Origin of the sequence: Nonomuraea sp. NPDC049625 (assembly GCF_040675285.1) — a bacterium.
GTDB lineage: Bacteria > Actinomycetota > Actinomycetes > Streptosporangiales > Streptosporangiaceae > Nonomuraea > Nonomuraea angiospora_A.
Genome location: NZ_JBFAOQ010000005.1, coordinates 275,917 through 293,640 on the forward strand (window position 1 = coordinate 275,917; position 17,724 = coordinate 293,640).

The 17,724-nt window shown below is 70.8% G+C and carries 15 protein-coding genes; 13 read left to right on the forward strand and 2 right to left on the reverse strand.

From position 1 onward, the window contains the following. Positions 1 to 78 precede the first annotated feature (78 nt). The 9 genes from AB0J87_RS23845 to AB0J87_RS23885 all read left to right on the forward strand — a co-directional run bounded on the left by AB0J87_RS23845 (position 79) and on the right by AB0J87_RS23885 (position 9,525). A complete protein-coding gene (locus AB0J87_RS23845; RefSeq protein ID WP_363968375.1) occupies positions 79 to 1,086 on the forward strand; it encodes a hypothetical protein in 1,008 nt (335 codons plus the stop codon). Positions 1,087 to 1,261: 175 nt separating this feature from the next. Further along, a complete protein-coding gene (locus tag AB0J87_RS23850; protein WP_363968377.1) occupies positions 1,262 to 1,588 on the forward strand; it encodes a sigma factor in 327 nt (108 codons plus the stop codon). Then, positions 1,585 to 2,508: a hypothetical protein gene (locus AB0J87_RS23855; protein ID WP_363968379.1), complete on the forward strand. Its 924-nt coding sequence runs from the start codon at positions 1,585 to 1,587 to the stop codon at positions 2,506 to 2,508. Before AB0J87_RS23850 ends, AB0J87_RS23855 begins: the two co-directional genes overlap by 4 nt. A gap of 346 nt (positions 2,509 to 2,854) precedes the next feature. After that, on the forward strand, positions 2,855 to 3,205 hold the full coding sequence (locus tag AB0J87_RS23860; RefSeq protein WP_185074514.1) for a bifunctional 3-phenylpropionate/cinnamic acid dioxygenase ferredoxin subunit: 351 nt from the start codon (positions 2,855 to 2,857) through the stop codon (positions 3,203 to 3,205). Further along, complete coding sequence (locus AB0J87_RS23865; protein ID WP_363968381.1) at positions 3,202 to 4,380, forward strand: FAD-dependent oxidoreductase; 1,179 nt, start codon at positions 3,202 to 3,204, stop codon at positions 4,378 to 4,380. The genes AB0J87_RS23860 and AB0J87_RS23865 overlap by 4 nt, the downstream gene beginning before the upstream one ends. A gap of 14 nt (positions 4,381 to 4,394) precedes the next feature. Beyond that, positions 4,395 to 5,480 carry an S-(hydroxymethyl)mycothiol dehydrogenase gene (locus tag AB0J87_RS23870; protein ID WP_363968383.1) on the forward strand — a complete coding sequence of 362 codons (1,086 nt, stop codon included), beginning with the start codon at positions 4,395 to 4,397 and terminating at the stop codon, positions 5,478 to 5,480. A 70-nt stretch (positions 5,481 to 5,550) separates the two neighbouring features. Beyond that, entirely contained in the window at positions 5,551 to 6,174 is a 624-nt protein-coding gene (locus AB0J87_RS23875; protein ID WP_363968385.1) for an MBL fold metallo-hydrolase, read from the forward strand. Between the two features lie 28 nt (positions 6,175 to 6,202). Further along, positions 6,203 to 7,315, forward strand: coding sequence for an aromatic ring-hydroxylating dioxygenase subunit alpha (locus AB0J87_RS23880; RefSeq protein WP_363968387.1), 1,113 nt, complete (start codon positions 6,203 to 6,205; stop codon positions 7,313 to 7,315). Continuing rightward, on the forward strand, positions 7,312 to 9,525 hold the full coding sequence (locus AB0J87_RS23885) for an FdhF/YdeP family oxidoreductase (protein WP_363968389.1): 2,214 nt from the start codon (positions 7,312 to 7,314) through the stop codon (positions 9,523 to 9,525). Before AB0J87_RS23880 ends, AB0J87_RS23885 begins: the two co-directional genes overlap by 4 nt. Here AB0J87_RS23885 and AB0J87_RS23890 read toward each other — a convergent pair. Continuing rightward, positions 9,497 to 10,270, reverse strand: coding sequence for an IclR family transcriptional regulator (locus AB0J87_RS23890; RefSeq protein ID WP_363968391.1), 774 nt, complete (start codon positions 10,268 to 10,270; stop codon positions 9,497 to 9,499). The two genes, AB0J87_RS23885 and AB0J87_RS23890, sit on opposite strands and share 29 nt — an antisense overlap. Before the next feature lie 127 nt (positions 10,271 to 10,397). Between AB0J87_RS23890 and betA the strand changes: the two genes are divergently transcribed. Then, complete coding sequence (gene betA, locus AB0J87_RS23895; protein ID WP_363968393.1) at positions 10,398 to 12,035, forward strand: choline dehydrogenase; 1,638 nt, start codon at positions 10,398 to 10,400, stop codon at positions 12,033 to 12,035. 45 nt (positions 12,036 to 12,080) lie between these two features. Here the strand turns inward: betA and purU are convergent, their stop codons facing one another. Continuing rightward, the gene (gene purU / locus AB0J87_RS23900) at positions 12,081 to 12,944 is read right to left on the reverse strand and encodes a formyltetrahydrofolate deformylase (protein ID WP_363968395.1); all 864 of its coding nucleotides are present in this window, start codon (positions 12,942 to 12,944) and stop codon (positions 12,081 to 12,083) included. Between the two features lie 221 nt (positions 12,945 to 13,165). Between purU and AB0J87_RS23905 the strand changes: the two genes are divergently transcribed. The 3 genes from AB0J87_RS23905 to AB0J87_RS23915 are packed head-to-tail and all read left to right on the forward strand — an operon-like array spanning position 13,166 to position 17,706. Then, positions 13,166 to 14,626, forward strand: coding sequence for an aldehyde dehydrogenase family protein (locus tag AB0J87_RS23905; RefSeq protein ID WP_363968397.1), 1,461 nt, complete (start codon positions 13,166 to 13,168; stop codon positions 14,624 to 14,626). A gap of 24 nt (positions 14,627 to 14,650) precedes the next feature. Next, a complete protein-coding gene (locus AB0J87_RS23910) occupies positions 14,651 to 15,709 on the forward strand; it encodes a glycine betaine/L-proline ABC transporter ATP-binding protein (RefSeq protein WP_363968399.1) in 1,059 nt (352 codons plus the stop codon). Continuing rightward, positions 15,709 to 17,706, forward strand: a complete 1,998-nt coding sequence (locus tag AB0J87_RS23915; protein WP_350734508.1) for an ABC transporter permease subunit — start codon at positions 15,709 to 15,711, stop codon at positions 17,704 to 17,706. The genes AB0J87_RS23910 and AB0J87_RS23915 overlap by 1 nt, the downstream gene beginning before the upstream one ends. Positions 17,707 to 17,724 lie beyond the last annotated feature (18 nt).

A 17,724-nucleotide genomic window follows, 5' to 3' on the forward strand; every position in this document is an offset into this window, starting at 1 on the left:
CTCGTCTGCCTCGCCGCCGCCCTCTCCACGAGCGTCGTCACCGGCGGCGAATTCCGTGCGCGCGGTGCGGAGGAGGTCGTGAACCCCATCGACGCCCGGCCCAACGACGGCTCAGGCTACTGGCCGGACTTCTCGAACACCGGCTACGCCAACACGCCGGCCAACGCCGGAGGCCTGGGGCTGGGCGCGTACCCGGGCAAGCTCACCGACTACGCGGCGGGCATGAGCGCCGACAAACCGCTGAGGCTCGAGTTCCCGGACAACAGCGTCATCTCCTACAAGCGCTTCCTCGGCCTGAAGGTGCTGATCTACGGCGACAACCTCACGTTCGTCGGCTGCCTTTTCGAGGGCACCAACCCCAACGACAACCTCGTCCAGATCTACTCGGACAACAACATCAAGTTCCTCTACTCGACGTTCAAGCCGAGCTCCTACGCGATGCCGCCCGGCAACGACGGCACCGTCTCGTCGTCCCACACCAAGCCCGGCACGCCCTTCGAGGATTCCTGGCAGCTCGCCACGACGATGAAGGAAGCCGTGGCCGTCATGGACCACAACGACATCTGGGGCAACGCCGGCATGATCATGGTGACGGGTTTCCCGGACCGCCCGTCGACGTGGACGAACAACTACATCCACGACATGGCGGATACGTCGCATGACGAATACCACCACGACGGCATAGGCCCGCAGAGCGAAGGCAACGGCGGCCCCATGATCGTCCACCACAACACCCTGGCCTCCCTGGGCAACACCAACGGCCTGGCCCTGCAGGGCAACGGCGTGTACGACCACATCTCGGTCACGAACAACTACGTCTCCGGCTGGGGATACGCGCTCAGCATCGGTGTCGCGAACAACGCCACGAACATCACCGTCACCGACAACGTCTTCTCGGCCGAACTCGAGCAGCTGTACGGCTTCCTGTACGGCAACATCTGGGGCGGGTCGGCGCGCGGCTCCACCTGGCGCCGCAACCTCATCCAGGCCCGTACGGGAGACGACAACAAGAACTTCACGACGGCCGACCACGGCAGATACCTGTGGCCGTCCGGCGAGACCCACGCCAGCGACTACACGGGCTGAGCCCCTTCCCGCGTGACGGGCGCCTCGCTGCTCTCCAAGAGCCACTCCGGGCTGGAGAGCCGCGAGGCCGCCCAAGATTTTCCGGTTCCGGGCGAAATGATCGGGGCGCCTCCACCCATGAAGAGGGCGTTCATACCCGTACCGGAAGTGGAGGACGTCACGATGGGAACCGCCTGTGTCAGCTGACACGCACAGGTTCGAAGCGGTCTACCGGGCGACCTACGACCAGATCACCGCCTACGCCGGACGCCGCTGCGACTCACCGCAGGACGCGGCCGACGTCGTCGCCGAGACCTTCGTCATCGTCTGGCGCAAGATCGACGAACTGCCCCCGGGCGCGGAGGCGAGGCTCTGGGTCTACGGAGTGGCCCGCAACGTGCTGGCCCGAACGCCGTCCGTATCTGGCTCCACCGCGCGCAGACGCCTCTCCCGGGCGCTGGAAGGAGCCGACGTCCGATTCACGCTGACCGACGCCGTCCTTCCCACGGGGACATCGCTATGAGGGACCTCGATGAGATCGACGAGCTGCTGAGGCCCCTGGCCCGGATCAGTCCGGACGAACCGGGCGGACGTGCCGGCGGCGCCCGCGCGCGGGCGCTGTTCGCCGACATCATCGCCCAGGGGCGGGACGTGACGACGACAGCGGACCTGCGACGTCGGCGCGGGCGTCGCCTCGGGCATCGCGCGCTGCTCGGGCTCGCCGCCTCCGCCGTCCTCGTCCTCGGCGTCGTCCTCAGCGTCGTCCTCGGCGTCGTCCTCGGGCCGAGCCTGCTCGGCGGCGTCGCGACCTCCTACGCCAACTCCGCGGTGGAGATCCACGAGGAGGCCGACACCTACGTCGCCCGGATCAAGGACCCCTACGCGGACCAGCGGAAGTTCTCCGAGGCGTTCCGTTCCCTCGGCCTCAACGTCGAGCTCAGGGTGATCCCCGTCTCGCCCAGCGCGGTCGGCGAGATCGTGAGCCTGGGCGGCGGCCGCACCCCGGTGAACGTGCCCATCGGGGCCCGCAAGGAGCCGGCGGACTGCGATCCGGCCGATAGCGGCTGCTTCATGGTGGTGACCGTCCCGGCGGCGATCAAGGGCACGCCCGACATGGTGTACTTCGAGCTGGGCAGGCCGGCCAAGCCGGGAGAGTCCTACGAGAACGACCGGATGTCGGCCACCCGTCCCGGAGAGCCGCTGGCCGGCGTCGAGGTGAGCGGCCGGACCGTCGACGACGTGCTGGCCGAGGTCGGGAAACGCGGCCTGACCGCGGAGTTCCGCCGCGTCGTGGTCCATGAGGGCGGGTACACGGTCGAACCGCTGGCGGCGGATCAGGTGGGCGGCGACTGGATCGTCTTCAGAGTCACACCGGCGCGCGAGGGCGTGGTCCGCCTGGAGGTCACCGCCGAGCGCCAGACGGGCCTCGAGTACGCGGGCTGAGCGCCGGAGCCCCGCCGGCCTCAAGGAGGCGCATCAGACGGCGTGCTCCTGGGCGGGCGGTGGTGGCCGGCCAGCCTCCGCGGGGGTGCCGGGCGTCGTGGGTGAGCGATCGCCGGCGGTGCCGGGCGTCGTGGGTGAGCGGTCGCCGGTGCTGTTCTGGTGCCGTGCTCGCCGGGGGTCTGGCATTCCTCGCCTTCCCCGTCGGCGCACGGCATCCACGGACGCGGTGAGGCGGCCGGACACTGGGGTCTAAGTCCGACAAATCAGCCTTGACATCTCCCCGCCACACCCTCACTCTGTTGCGTATAGCGCTAGACGTTTCTCTTTACGAAACCGGGGTGACAGGATGATCCCAGCGTGCCCACTGGCGTCACTCCCTCGAGGCGAGGCCCTTCGCGTCGAGGCCGACCCGCCGATCGCGGTTTTCCACACCGAGGACGGCGAGATCTTCGCCATCGATGACACCTGTACCCACCAGGACGCCTCGCTCGCCGACGGCTGGCTGGAGGGGTGTGAGATCGAGTGCCCGCTGCACGCCTCGCGTTTCGACCTGCGCACCGGCCAGGTGGACGCGCCGCCGGCCAAGCGCCCCGTGCGCACGCACGAGGTGGTGGTCGACGACGGCGTCATCTACGTCAAGCAGTCCGAGGCGCCACCCAACCTGCCGCCGGGCGTCACCGTCAAGGGGCAGGTGTGAACACGATCTGCGTCGTCGGCGCCTCCCTCGCCGGGCTGCTGACCGCCAGGGCGCTGCGCGCCCAGGGCTACCGAGGCAGGTTGGTGCTGGTCGGGGACGAGCGCCACCGACCCTATGACCGCCCGCCGCTGTCGAAGGACTTCCTGCGCGGCGACCTGGCCGAGGCCGACCTGGCTCTGGAGAGCGAGGGCGAGGGCGAGGAGCTGGACGCGGAGTGGCGGCTCGGCGTGGCCGCCGTGGCCCTGGACCCCGGGGAGCGCCGCGTCGAGCTGAGCGACGGCACCTCGGTGCGGGCCGACGGCATCGTCATCGCCACCGGCGCCACCGCCCGCCGGCTTCCCGCCGCCGGCCACCTGGCCGGCGTGCACACGCTGCGCACCCTGGACGACGCCCGCTCCCTGCGCGCCGACCTGGAGGCGGGCCGGCGGCTGGTGGTGATCGGCGGCGGCTTCGTCGGCGCGGAGGTCGCCGCCACCGCCCGCGACCTCGGCCTGGACGTGACGCTGGTCGAGTCCGGCCCGGCGCCGCTGGCCCGCGTCGTCGGCGTGCCGATGGCCGAGGCGCTGGCCGCGCTGCACGAGCGGCGCGGGGTGCGGCTGCTGTCCGGCACGGTCGTGTCCGGCCTCACCGGCGAGGACCGGGTGGACGGGGTACGGCTGGCGGACGGCACCCACCTGCCCGCGGACGTCGTGGTCGTCGGGATCGGCGCCGTGCCCGCCATCGGCTGGCTCCGGGGCAGCGGCCTCGACCTGGGCGACGGCGTACTGTGTGACGAGGCGGGCGGCACCTCCGCCCCCGGCATCGTGGCCGTGGGCGACTGCGCCGCCTGGTTCGACCCCGTCCAGGGCAGGCACCACAGGATCGAGCACTGGACGGGAGCCCGGCAGCGGGCCTCGGTCGCGGCGGCCACGCTGCTGTCCGGCGGCACCGCCCGCGCCGAGGCGCGGCGGCCCACCTACATCTGGTCCGACCAGTTCGATGTGAAGATCCAGTTCATCGGGCACGCCGCGGACGCGGATACGGTCAGCGTGGAGGAGGGCGACCCGGCCGAGCACAGCTTCCTCGCGGTCTACCGGCAGGGCGACCGCCCGGTCGCGGTCCTCGGGGTCAACCAGGTACGGCTGTTCACCCGGTGGCGGCGGCAGCTCGAAACGGCGCCGGTTCAGGTCGGCTGAGACAGGAGTGAATCATGGCTCATGAAGTACGCGGGGTCGTCGCGACCGGCAAGGGCAAGCCGGTCAGCCTGGAGACCATCCTGGTGCCGGACCCGGGACCCGGCGAGGCGCTGGTCCAGGTCCAGGCCTGCGGGGTCTGCCACACGGACCTGCACTATCGCGAGGGCGGCATCAGCGACGACTTCCCGTTCCTGCTCGGCCACGAGGCGGCCGGCGTGGTGGAATCGGTCGGCGACGGTGTCACCGACGTCGCGCCCGGCGACTTCGTGATCCTGAACTGGCGGGCCGTGTGCGGCTCGTGCCGGGCGTGCCTGCGCGGCCGCCCGCAGTACTGCTTCGCCACCCACAACGCCACCCAGAAGATGACCCTGGCCGACGGCACCCCGCTCAGCCCGGCGCTGGGCATCGGCGCGTTCGCCGACAAGACGCTCGTGGCCGCGGGCCAGTGCACCAAGGTCGACCCGGCCGCCTCCCCCGCCGCGGCGGGGCTGCTCGGCTGCGGCGTGATGGCCGGTCTCGGCGCCGCGGTGAACACCGGCGGGGTCAGCAGGGGCGACTCGGTGGCGGTGATCGGCTGCGGCGGCGTCGGCAACGCGGCCATCGCGGGCGCGCGGCTGGTCGGCGCGACCACGATCATCGCGGTCGACGTGGACGGCCGGAAGCTGGAGTGGGCCCGCGGCCTCGGCGCGACGCACACGGTCGACGCCAAGCACGGCGACCCGGTCGAGGCGATCAGGGAGCTGACCGGCGGGTTCGGCGCGGACGTCGTGATCGACGCGGTCGGCCGGCCGGAGACGTACAAGCAGGCCTTCTACGCCCGCGACCTGGCGGGGACCGTGGTCCTGGTCGGGGTGCCCACGCCGGAGATGACGCTGGAGCTGCCGCTGCTCGACGTGTTCGGCCGCGGCGGCGCGCTGAAGTCCAGCTGGTACGGCGACTGCCTGCCCAGCCGCGACTTCCCCATGCTGATCTCCCTCTACCTGCAGGGACGTCTCGACCTCGACGCATTCGTCAGCGAGACCATCGGCCTGGACGACGTCGAGGACGCCTTCGCCAAGATGCACCGCGGCGAGGTGCTGCGCTCGGTGGTGGCGCTGTGATGGATCCGCAGCGGAGCGAGGACATCCATCACAGCACCGCCGGGCGGAGCCCGGCCAAGGAGGCACAGTAATGCGGGTCGAGCGTGTGGTCACCTCGGGCACGTTCAGCCTGGACGGCGGGACGTGGGAGGTCGACAACAACGTGTGGCTGGTGGGCGACGACCGGGAGGTCCTGGTCATCGACGCCGCCCACGACGCCTCCGCCATCGCCGAGGCCGTGGGTGACCGCCGGGTGAGCGCGATCGTGTGCACGCACGCGCACGACGACCACGTCAACGCCGCCCCCGAGCTGGCCGAGCTCACCGGCGCACCCGTGCTGCTGCATCCCGACGACGAGGTGCTGTGGAAGCTGACCCACCGGACGGCCATGCCCGGCGGGCGGCTGGCCAACGGCCGGCTTCTGAAGGTGGGCGGCTCCGCCGTGCACGTGCTGCACACGCCGGGACACGCGCCGGGCGCGGTGTGCCTGTACGTGCCGGAACTCGGCGTGCTGTTCTCCGGGGACACCCTGTTCAAGGGCGGCCCCGGCGCGACGGGCAGGTCGTACAGCGACTTCCCGACGATCATCTCGTCGATCAGCCGGACGCTGCTGACGCTGCCCGGCGAGACCGTGGTGCACACCGGACACGGTGAGGACACCAGCATCGGAGCCGAGGCTCCACAGCTCGAGGACTGGATCCGCCGAGGGCACTGACCCGGCCTGTCTCAGAGGAGTACTGCCCGTGACCACCACCACGTCAAGCGTGATCCCCACCCTCCCCGGTCGCTACTACGTGGACCCCGAGATCTTCGCCGCGGAGCAGCGGAACATCTTCGAGGCGATGTGGTTCTGCGTGGTGCGCTCGGCCGACCTGCCCAAGCCGGGCTCGTTCAAGACCGTTCAGGTCGGCTCCGAGAGCATCCTCGTCACCAGGGCGCGCGACAGATCGGTGCGCGCGTTCTTCAACGTCTGCCGCCACCGCGGCGCGACGCTGCGCACGGAGGAGTCGGGCGAGGTGAAGCGGGCCTTCCAGTGCCCGTATCACGCCTGGACCTACGACCTGGACGGCAAGCTGATCGCCGCGCCCAACCTGACCAAGATGGCCGACCTGGACCGGGTGGAGTACGGCCTGGTGAAGGTGCACGTGCGCGAGTGGCTCGGCTACGTGTGGGTGTGCCTGGCCGACGAGCCGCCCTCCTTCGAGGAGGACGTGCTGGGCGCGGTGACCGAGCGGCTCGGCTCGCTGGAGCTGCTCGAGAACTACGACGTGACCGGTCTGGAGGTGGGCCGCAGGATCGTCTACGACGTGAAGGCGAACTGGAAGCTCATCATCGAGAACTTCATGGAGTGCTACCACTGCGCCACGATCCATCCCGAGCTGACCGAGGTGCTGCCGGAGTTCGCCGACGGCTACGCGGCTCAGTACTTCGTGGGCCACGGCGCCGAGTTCGGCGAGGAGATCCAGGGCTTCACCGTCGACGGGTCCGAGGGGCTCGACCGCATCCCGGGCGTCAGCGAGGAGCAGGACCGCCGCTACTACGCGATCACGATCAAGCCGCAGGTGTTCATCAACCTGGTGCCCGACCACGTGATCGTGCACCGCATGTTCCCGCTGGCGGTGGACCGCACGGTGGTCGAGTGCGACTGGCTCTACCTGCCCGGCGTCGTGGCGAGCGGCAAGGACCTGGACAAGTCGGTGGAGCTGTTCCACCGGGTCAACGAGCAGGACTTCGAGGCGTGCGAGCGGTGCCAGCCGCAGATGGGCTCGCGTACGTACGCCAAGGGCGGCGTGCTGGTGCCCAGCGAGCACCACATCGGCGCCTTCCACGACTGGGTCCAGGACCGCGTCGGGTGAACGAGCACGACGACGAACGCCTGACGGCCGGCCCGCCCAAGGACTGGGCGGGCGGCCTGCCCGCGGTGGGCCACGCTCTGCGCATCGCCCACCGGCAGATGGGCGTCGGCCGCACCGCGCTGACGCTGTTGCGGGTCAACCAGAAGAGCGGCTTCGACTGCCCCGGCTGCGCCTGGCCGGAGGGCGAGCACCGCAGCCCGGCCGAGTTCTGCGAGAACGGCGCCAAGGCGGTGGCCGAGGAGGCCACGACCCGGCGCGTCACCCGCGAGTTCTTCGCCGCCCACCCGGTGAGCGAGCTGGCCGGGATGAGCGACTACTGGCTGGGGCAGCAGGGCAGGCTGACCGAGCCGATGTACAAGCCCGCGGGCGCCGAGCACTACGAGCCCGTCGGCTGGGCGGAGGCGTTCGGCATGATCGCGGCCGAGCTGCGCGCGCTGGGCAGCCCCGACCAGGCGGTCTTCTACACCTCGGGCCGCACCTCCAACGAGGCGGCCTTCGCCTACCAGTTGCTGGTGCGCCGGTTCGGCACCAACAACCTGCCCGACTGCTCCAACATGTGCCACGAGTCCAGCGGCGCCGCGCTCACCGAGACGATCGGGATCGGCAAGGGCACCGTGTCGCTCGACGACCTGCACCGGGCCGACCTGATCTTCGTGGTCGGCCAGAACCCGGGCACCAACCACCCCCGCATGCTCACCGCCCTGGAGAAGGCCAAGCGCGGCGGCGCGCGGATCGTCGCGGTCAATCCGCTGCCCGAGGCCGGGCTGCTGCGCTTCAAGAACCCGCAGCGGCCGTCCGGGCTGGCCGCGGGCACCGCGCTGGCCGACCGGTTCCTGCAGATCCGGCTCAACGGCGACATGGCGCTGTTCCAGGCGCTGTCGCTGCTGCTGCTCGACACCGCCGACGAGGCGTTCATCGCCGAGCACACCAGCGGCTTCGAGGAGTGGAAGGCGCACCTGACCGGCCTGGACTGGGCGGAGGTGCTGGAGGCGACCGGCCTGACCCGGCAGGAGCTGGAGGAGACGGCCCATGACGTCAGGAACGCCGGGTCCGTCGTCGTCTGCTGGGCCATGGGGCTCACCCAGCACCGCAACTCGGTGGCCACCATCCGCGAGGTGGTCAACTTCCAGCTGCTGCGCGGCAACGTGGGCCTGTGCCCGGTGCGCGGCCACTCCAACGTGCAGGGCGACCGGACCATGGGCATCTACGAGAAGCCCTCGAAGGACTTCCTGGACGCGCTGGCCGGGGAGTTCGGCTTCGAGCCGCCCCGGCACCACGGGCTGGACACGGTCGAGGCCATCCGGGCCATGCGCGACGGCGAGGCGAAGGTCTTCGTCGGCATGGGCGGCAACTTCGTGCGCGCCACTCCCGACAGCCGCGTCACCGAGGCGGCGCTGCGCCGTACCAGTCTGACGGTGCAGGTCTCCACGAAGCTCAACCGCTCGCACGCGGTGTGCGGCGAGCGGGCGCTCATCCTGCCCACGCTGGGCCGCACCGAGCGCGACCCGGCCGGGTTCGTCACCGTCGAGGACTCGATGGGGCTGGTGCACGCCTCGCGTGGCCGGCTCGCGCCCGCCTCCCCGGACCTGCTGTCGGAGGTGGCGATCGTGGCCCGGCTGGGCCGCGAGCTCTTCGGCGAGGAGCCGTGGGCGGGCTTCGAGCGGGACTACGCCACGATCCGCGACCGCATCGCGCGGGTGATCCCCGGCTTCGAGGACTTCAACGACCGCGCGGAGGCCGGCTTCGCGCTGCCCAACGCGCCCAGGGACGAGCGCCGCTTCCCCACCGCCACCGGCAGGGCGGGCTTCACCGTCAACCGGCTGGAGGTCCTGCGGGTGCCGCCGGGGCGGCTGCTGCTGCAGACCGTACGCAGCCACGACCAGTACAACACCACCGTCTACGGCCTCGACGACCGCTACCGCGGCGTCAAGAACGGCCGCAGGGTGGTCTTCGTCCACCCCGGCGACCTCGCGGAGCGCGACCTGGCCGACGGCGACGTGGTCGACCTGGTCAGCGAGTGGCCCGACGGCGAGCGCACCGCCGAGGGCTTCAGAGTCATCGCCTACCCGACCGCCCGCGGCTGCTGCGCCGCCTACTTCCCGGAGACCAATGTGCTGGTGCCGCTCGACTCGGTGGCCGAGACCTCCAACACCCCGACCTCCAAGAGCATCGTGGTCCGGCTCAGCCGGCGTACCCGAGGCGGCGGCTGATCTCGTCGGCCCCGCCGATCAGGACGGGAGCGAGCTCGTGCATGCGCTCGGCGGTGAAGCGGTAGGCGGGGCCGGAGGCGCTCACCGCGGCGACGACGTCGCCGTGGTAGGAGCGGATGGGCGCCGCCATGGCGTTCAGCCCCTCCTCCAGCTCCTCCAGGCAGTAGCCGTAGCCGGCCTGCTTGATCTCGGTCAGCTGCTCCCTGAGCCGGTCGAGGTCGGTGACGGTGCGGGGGGTGAAGGACTCCAGGGCCCCGTCGGACAGCACCCGCTCGCGCTGGCGCTCGTCCAGGTGGGCCATCAGCACCTTTCCGCTGGAGGTGGCGTGCAACGGCGTGATCTGGCCGACCCAGTTGTAGGCGGTGACCGCCGAGGCGCCGCGCACCTGGTCGAGGTTGACCGCGTAGCTGGAGCGGAGCACGGCGATGTTGACCGTCTCGCCGATCTCCTCCGCCAGGCGCTGGCAGACCGGGCGCCCCCGCTGGGTGACGTCGAGCTGGGTGTTGACGCCGCCGGCCAGGCGGATGATGCCGAAGCCGAGCCGGTATTTGCCGCGTTCCTCGGCCTGCTCGACCAGGCCGCGCGCCTCGAGCGCGCCGAGCAGCCGGAACGCGGTCGACTTGTGCACGTCGATCTCCGCGGCGACCTCGCTGACCCCTGCCTCGCCCCGCCGGGAGAGGATCTCCAGCACGCTGATGGCCCGATCGACCGACTGCACGCCCCCGCTGCCCGAATCGTTGCCCATAGCGAAACTCTAAGTGCTAGAGGGAACTCCGTCTAACGTACGACCAAAAGATCTCCTGTTGCGAGTAGTGAAACGCAATGCGTATAGCGCTACGATTTGGCGAAACGCGCGAGCGAGACGAGGCACCATGACGTCACATCAATACGACTTCGTCATCGTCGGAGGCGGCTCGGCCGGCAGCGCGCTGGCGAACCGGCTCTCCGCGGACCCTGCCACGCGGGTGCTCGTCCTGGAGGCGGGCCGATCGGATTACCCGTGGGACGTGTTCATCCACATGCCCGCGGCCCTGCCCTTCCCCATCGGCAACCGCTTCTACGACTGGCGCTACGAGTCGGAGCCCGAGCCCCACATGCACGGCCGGCGGATCTATCACGCTCGCGGCAAGGTGCTCGGCGGCTCCAGCAGCATCAACGGCATGATCTTCCAGCGCGGCAACCCGCTGGACTACGAGCGGTGGGGCGCCGATCCCGGGATGAAGAGCTGGGACTACGCCCACTGCCTGCCGTACTTCAAGCGGATGGAGAACTGCCTGGCCGACCCCGACACGCCGTGGCGCGGCCACGGCGGGCCGCTGGTGCTGGAGCGCGGGGCGGCGAGCACGCCGCTGTACGACGCGTTCTTCGAGGCGGTGCAGCAGGCCGGCTATCCCCTGACCGACGACGTGAACGGCTACCGGCAGGAGGGCTTCGCCCGCTTCGACCGCAACATCCGGCGCGGCCGCCGCCTGAGCGCCGCCAGGGCGTACCTGCACCCGGTCATGAAGCGGCCCAACCTGACCGTCAAGACGCGCGTGCTGGTGACGAAGGTCGTCTTCGACGGGAACAGGGCCGTCGGCGTCGAGTTCGACGGCGGCCGCGTCCGCGCGGGCGAGGTCATCCTGTGCGGCGGCGCGATCAACTCGCCGCAGCTGCTGCAGCTGTCCGGGATCGGCAACGCCGACGAGCTGCGCGACCTCGGCATCGACGTCGTGCACGACCTGCCGGGCGTGGGCGAGAACCTGCAGGACCACCTGGAGGTCTACATCCAGCACGGCTGCCGCGAGCCGGTCTCGATGCAGCCGAACCTGCAGAAGTGGCGCCATCCCTGGATCGGCGCGCAGTGGCTGTTCCTGCGCGGCGGGCCGGGGGCGACCAACCACTTCGAGGCGGGCGGCTTCGTCCGCGGCAACGACGAGGTCGACTACCCCAACCTGATGTTCCACTTCCTGCCGCTGGCCGTGCGCTACGACGGCTCGGCGCCGGCGGGCGGCCACGGCTACCAGGTGCACGTCGGGCCCATGTACTCCGACGCCCGCGGCTCGGTGAAGATCAAGAGCACGGATCCGCGGCAGCATCCCGCGCTGCGCTTCAACTACCTGTCCACCGAGCAGGATCGGCGCGAGTGGGTGGAGGCCGTCCGGGTCGCCCGCAAGATCCTCGGGGCGCCGGCGCTGGCCGGGCTCAGCACGGGCGAGGTGTCGCCCGGCCCGTCCGTGGAGACCGACGAGGAGATCCTGGACTGGGTGGCCAAGGACGGTGAGACCGCCCTGCATCCCTCGTGCACGGCCAGGATGGGCGTGGACGCGATGTCGGTGCTCGACCCGGACACGATGCGGGTGCACGGCGTCGACGGGCTGCGCGTGGTGGACGCCTCGGCCATGCCGTACGTGACGAACGGCAACATCTACGCGCCGGTCATGATGCTGGCGGAGAAGGCGGCCGACCTCATCCTGGGCAACACGCCGCTGCCGCCGCAGACGACCGGGTTCTACCGTCACCGGGCATGACACGAGGGCGGTGGGGCACTCCCCCACCGCCCTCGTGCGTGAACGTCAGCGGAAGACGACGGTGCGATTGCCGTTGAGCAGGACGCGCTGCTCGCTGTGCCACTTCACGGCCCTGGCCAGCACCTGCGCCTCCACGTCCCGGCCGGCAGCGACCAGGTCCTCGGGGTCGAGCTCGTGGTCCACCCTGGCCACGTCCTGCTCGATGATGGGCCCCTCGTCCAGGTCGGCCGTGACGTAGTGCGCGGTCGCCCCGATGAGCTTCACGCCGCGCTCGTGCGCCTGGTGGTACGGCTTGGCGCCCTTGAAGCCCGGCAGGAAGGAGTGGTGGATGTTGATGGCCCGCCCCTCCAGCCGCTTGCACAGGTCGTCGGAGAGGATCTGCATGTAGCGCGCCAGGACCACCAGCTCCGCGTCGCACTCCTCGACCAGCTCCAGGATCCGCGCCTCGGCCTCGTCCTTGGTGGCGGCCGTGACGGGCACGTGGTGGTACGGCACGCCGTACGAGGCGGCGAGCGGCTCCAGGTCGGGGTGGTTGGAGACGATCGCGGGGATGTCGATGTTGAGCGCGCCCACCTGGCGGCGATAGAGCAGGTCGTTCACGCAGTGGCCGAACTTCGAGGCCATGACCAGCGTGCGGGTGGGCGTGGCCGCGTCCTTCAGCTGCCAGTTCATCTGGAAGGACTCGGCGACGTAGGTGAACCCCTCGCGCAACCGCTCGATCTCGTCATGCGCGGCGAAGTGCACGCGCATGAAGAAGCCGCCACCCTTGCGGTCGTTGAACTGCTTGCTCTGCAGCATGTTCCCGCCGTGCTGGACGAGGAAGCTGCTGACCGCGTACACGATGCCCGGCTTGTCGGAGCAGGACACCGTGAGGATGAACTCGCGGCCAGGGTCGGGACGTGGAGACATCACACCCTCCCGGTGTTGCGTATGACGCAAAGAAGAGATTTATACGCAACAGACTGAGGGCAGGGGCCAACCACGTCAAGGGGCAAGAAGGTCAAACCTCAGCACAACGTATTTATTTGGCCAGTGATTCCGGCAAACCCTTGACGAACACTCCGAGACGAGTCAATCCTGTTCCTCATTAAGCAGCGCCTTGCGCGATACGCAACTATCGAGGTGTGCCGATGACCGAGCTCTACATCGCGGGCGAGTGGACCAGGCCACTCGCCGGTGGTCAGCGGCGCATCCACTCGCCCGCCGACGGCAGCCTCGTGGCCACCGTGGCCGAGGGCACCGCCGCGGACACCGAGGCGGCGATCGCCGCGGCCAGGCGCGCCTTCGACAGCGGCCCCTGGCCCGCGACGCCGGCCCGCGAGCGCGGCGCGCTGCTGTACAAGGTAGCCGACCTGCTGGAACGCGACCGCCAGACCTTCGCCCGCGCCGAGTCGGGAGACACCGGCAAGCGCCTGGTGGAGAGCGAGTACGACATCGACGACTGCGTGGCCAGCCTGCGCTACTTCGCCGGCGTCGCGGGCACCGACGCGGGCCGGGTCGTCGACACCGGCCGCGACGACGCGATCAGCCGCATCGTGCACGAGCCGATCGGCGTCTGCGGCCTCATCACGCCGTGGAACTACCCCCTGCTCCAGACCACGTGGAAGGTCGCCCCGGCGCTCGCCGCGGGCAACACGTTCGTGCTCAAGCCGAGCGAGCTGACCCCCAGCACGGCCATCCTGCTGATGCGCGCGCTGGCCGAGGCCGGGCTGCCGGACGGGGTGGCCAACCTCGTGCTCGGCACCGGCCCGGAGGTCGGCGCGCCACTGGCCGAGCACCCGGACGTGGACATGGTCTCCTTCACCGGCGGCCTCGCCACCGGGCGGCGCGTCATGGCAGCCGCCGCGGCCACCGTGAAGCGGGTGGCGCTGGAGCTGGGCGGCAAGAACCCCAACATCGTCTTCGCCGACGCCGACTTCGACACGGCCGTCGACTTCGCGCTCACCGCGGTGTTCCTGCACTCCGGCCAGGTCTGCTCGGCCGGCGCGCGCCTGCTGGTGGAGGACTCCCTGCACGACGCGTTCGTGGACGAGGTCGTACGGCGGGCCGAGCTGATCCGCCTGGGCGGCCCCTTCGACCCGCACGCCGACACCGGCCCGCTCATCTCCGCCGCGCACCTGGCCAAGGTCGAGGAGTACGTGACGGCGGGCCTGGCCGAGGGGGCCGTGCTGCGCTGCGGCGGCCGCCGCCTCGACGGGCCCGGACACTTCTACCGGCCCACCGTCCTGGACGAGTGCAAGCAGGACATGCGCGTCGTGCGCGAGGAGTCCTTCGGCCCCGTCCTGACCGTCGAGCGCTTCACGACCGAGGACGAGGCGGTCCGCCTCGCCAACGACACCGAGTACGGCCTGGCCGGCGCGGTCTGGACCCAGGACGCCGGCAGGGCGCAGCGGGTCGCGGGCCGGCTGCGGCACGGCACGGTGTGGATCAACGACTATCACCCCTACGTGCCGCAGGCCGAGTGGGGTGGCTTCAAGCAGTCCGGCAACGGCCGCGAGCTGGGCCCGACCGGCCTGGACGAGTACCGCGAGATCAAGCACGTCTGGCAGAACATCCGACCGCGCCCACAGCGGTGGTTCCCAGAGAACTGACGCTCCGACGACGAAGAGGTGGTCATGACCGTCCCGTCACTGACCGAAAACACACCGCTCAACACCGAGGCACCCCCCATTCTCGACGTCCGAGGCCTGTGGAAGGTGTTCGGCCCCAAGGCCGGCCGCGTGGTCGGCAGCACCCTGAGCCGCACGGAGCTCAAGGAGCAGACCGGCTGCGTCGCCGCGGTCCGCGACGTCTCCTTCTCGGTCCGGCGGGGCGAGGTGTTCGTCGTCATGGGCCTGTCGGGCTCGGGCAAGTCCACCCTGGTGCGCTGCCTGACCCGGCTGATCGAGCCCACGGCGGGCGAGATCGTGCTGGACGGCGAGGACATCCGCACCGCCGACGCCCGCAAGCTGCGCGAGCTGCGCAGGCACCGGATGGCGATGGTCTTCCAGCACTTCGGGCTGCTGCCGCACCGGTGCGTGCTGGAGAACGTGGCCTTCGGGCTGGAGATCCGGGGCACCCCCAAGAAGGAGCGCTACGAGCGGGCCCGCGAGGTGCTCGGGCTGGTCGGGCTGACCGGCTTCGAGAACTCCTACCCCGACCAGCTCTCCGGCGGCATGCAGCAGCGCGTCGGCCTGGCCCGCGCGCTCGCGGCCGACCCCGAGGTGCTGCTGTTCGACGAGCCGTTCTCCGCGCTGGACCCGCTGATCAGGCGCGAGATGCAGAACGAGGTCATCCGCCTGCACCACGAGGTGGGCAAGACGATGATCTTCATCACCCACGACCTGAGCGAGGCGCTCAAGCTCGGCGACCGGATCCTCATCATGCGCGACGGCGAGCTGGTCCAGGTCGGCACGCCCGACGAGGTGGTGGGCGCGCCCGCCGACGAGTACGTGGCCAACTTCGTCAGCGACGTCCCGCGCTCGCACGTGCTGACCCTGTCGTGGATCATGCGCCCGCCGCTGGAGGGCGAGCCGCTCGACGGCCCGGAGCTCGGCCCCGACGTGGTCATCCGCGACGCCGTGCACACCGTGCTGTCGGCCGACCGCCCGGTGCGCGTGGCCGGGGACGACGGCCTGCTCGGCGTGGTCACCAGCGCGGAGATCCTCGAAGTGATCGCCGGAGGGCAGCACTGATGGCGGCCGTCACGGCGGTCGCCGCCAGGCTGCACAAGCTGCCCGACCGCAGGCTGCTGCTGGCCCTGGTCGTCGCGGCCTGGGTGGTGGGCTGGGCGGTGCTCGGCGGGCGCGACACCCAGCAGCTGGGCGGCGCCGAGCTGACCCCGCTGCACCGCGACCTCAGCCAGGCCATGGACGTCATCGACGACAGCCGCAACAGCAACCCGTTCTTCCTCTACTTCATCAACTACATCCGGCTCTTCCTGGACGACGCGGTGACCTTCGTCCAGGCGCTGATCAGCCAGCCGTCCTTCGGCCGCCCCCTGCCCGTGCTGGGCTGGCTCGGCGTGGTGGCGATCGCCACGGCCGTCGCCCTGCTGTACGGCAACAGGAAGGTGGCCGCTCTGACGGCCGCGGGCTTCCTGTCCTTCGGCCTGCTCGGCCTGTGGCAGGAGAGCATGGACACGCTCGCCCTCACGCTGACGGCGGTCGCGCTGTCGCTGGCCGTGGGCATCCCGCTCGGGATCTGGGCGGGGCTGAGCGACCGGTTCCTGCGGCTGGTCACGCCGGTGCTCGACTTCATGCAGACGATGCCGACGTTCGTCTACCTGGCGCCGCTGACGCTGTTCTTCCTCATCGGCCCGGCCAGCGCGACCGTGGCCACGATGATCTACGCGGTCCCGCCGGCCATCCGCATCACCGCGCACGGCATCCGGCAGGTCTCGCCGGAGACGATGGAGGCGGGCACGTCGCTCGGCGCCACGCCCCTGCAGGCGCTCAGGCACGTGCGGCTGCCGATGGCCAGGCAGACGATCATCGTGGGGGTCAACCAGACCATCATGGCCGCGCTGTCCATGGCCACCATCGCGGCCCTGATCGACGCGCCCGGCCTGGGCAAGACCGTGCTCAAGGCGCTGCAGACGCTGGACGTCGGGACCGCCTTCAACGCGGGCCTGGCGATCGTGATCATGGCCGTGGTGCTCGACCGGGTGACCTCGGCCGCCAGCCGGCGGGTGGAGGAGCAGCGCCGCGCGGGCCGGCTGCGTTCCGCGCGCCGGCGCCGCATCGAGGTGGCGGGCGTGCTCGGGATCGCGGCCGTGCTGGCGTACCAGTCCTACACCTACCTCTGGGCCGCGGACTTCCCCATCGAGGCCAACATCGGCTCGTACGTGCGCAACGCCGCGGACACCGCCAGCGCCTGGGTGCAGGACAGCCTGGTGACCTACACCAACGCGCTGAAGAACGCGCTCACCAACGGGCTGCTCAACCCGTTCGAGGCTCTGCTGACCGGCTCGCCCTGGTGGCTGGTCTGCCTGGTGGCGGTCGCCGTGGCCCTGCTGGTGGGCAGCGCGCGGGCCGCGCTGGTCACCGCCATCGGGCTGCTGATGGTGCTGGCGCTCGGGCTCTGGCAGGACAGCATGGTGACGCTGGCCTCCACGCTGGTCGCGACCATCCTGGTGATGGCGCTCGGGGTGGTCGCCGGCGTGTGGATGGGCCGCAGCGACCGGGCCGACACCCTGTTGCGTCCCGTGCTCGACGCGGGGCAGACCATGCCCGCCTTCGTCTACCTGGTGCCCATCCTCGGCCTGTTCGGCCCGACGCGGTTCACCGCGATCATCGCGGCCGTGGTCTTCGCCGCGCCGGTGGCGATCAAGCTGGTGGCCGAGGGAATCAGGCGGGTCTCCCCCACCACGGTGGAGGCGGCGACCTCGGCGGGGGCGGGCACCTGGCAGCTGATCTCCAAGGTGCAGCTGCCGATGGCGCGCAGCGGCGTGACGCTGGCCGCGAGCCAGGGACTCATCTACGTGCTCTCGATGGTCGTCGTGGGCGGCCTGGTGGGCGCCGGGGCGCTCGGCTACGACGTGGTGGCCGGCTTCTCCCAGCACGAACTCCGCGGGAAGGGGCTGGCCGCCGGGATCGCGATCGTCGTGCTCGGCATCGTGCTCGACCGCGTCATGCGCGCCGCCACGCAACGGGCCGACGCCGCCGCCCACGGAGGGCTTGCGAACAAATAAGGAACAGGAACACAGGAG

Excerpts from the sequence above, each read along its gene's own strand:
- AB0J87_RS23910 (WP_363968399.1), top strand. The coding sequence starts at position 14,651 with ATGACCGTCCCGTCACTGACCGAAAACACACCGCTCAACACCGAGGCA.
- AB0J87_RS23915 (WP_350734508.1), top strand. The coding sequence starts at position 15,709 with ATGGCGGCCGTCACGGCGGTCGCCGCCAGGCTGCACAAGCTGCCCGAC.
- betA (WP_363968393.1), top strand. The coding sequence starts at position 10,398 with ATGACGTCACATCAATACGACTTCGTCATCGTCGGAGGCGGCTCGGCC.
- AB0J87_RS23870 (WP_363968383.1), top strand. The coding sequence starts at position 4,395 with ATGGCTCATGAAGTACGCGGGGTCGTCGCGACCGGCAAGGGCAAGCCG.
- purU (WP_363968395.1), bottom strand. The coding sequence starts at position 12,944 with ATGTCTCCACGTCCCGACCCTGGCCGCGAGTTCATCCTCACGGTGTCC.
- AB0J87_RS23905 (WP_363968397.1), top strand. The coding sequence starts at position 13,166 with ATGACCGAGCTCTACATCGCGGGCGAGTGGACCAGGCCACTCGCCGGT.
- AB0J87_RS23860 (WP_185074514.1), top strand. The coding sequence starts at position 2,855 with ATGATCCCAGCGTGCCCACTGGCGTCACTCCCTCGAGGCGAGGCCCTT.
- AB0J87_RS23875 (WP_363968385.1), top strand. The coding sequence starts at position 5,551 with ATGCGGGTCGAGCGTGTGGTCACCTCGGGCACGTTCAGCCTGGACGGC.
- AB0J87_RS23855 (WP_363968379.1), top strand. The coding sequence starts at position 1,585 with ATGAGGGACCTCGATGAGATCGACGAGCTGCTGAGGCCCCTGGCCCGG.
- AB0J87_RS23890 (WP_363968391.1), bottom strand. The coding sequence starts at position 10,270 with ATGGGCAACGATTCGGGCAGCGGGGGCGTGCAGTCGGTCGATCGGGCC.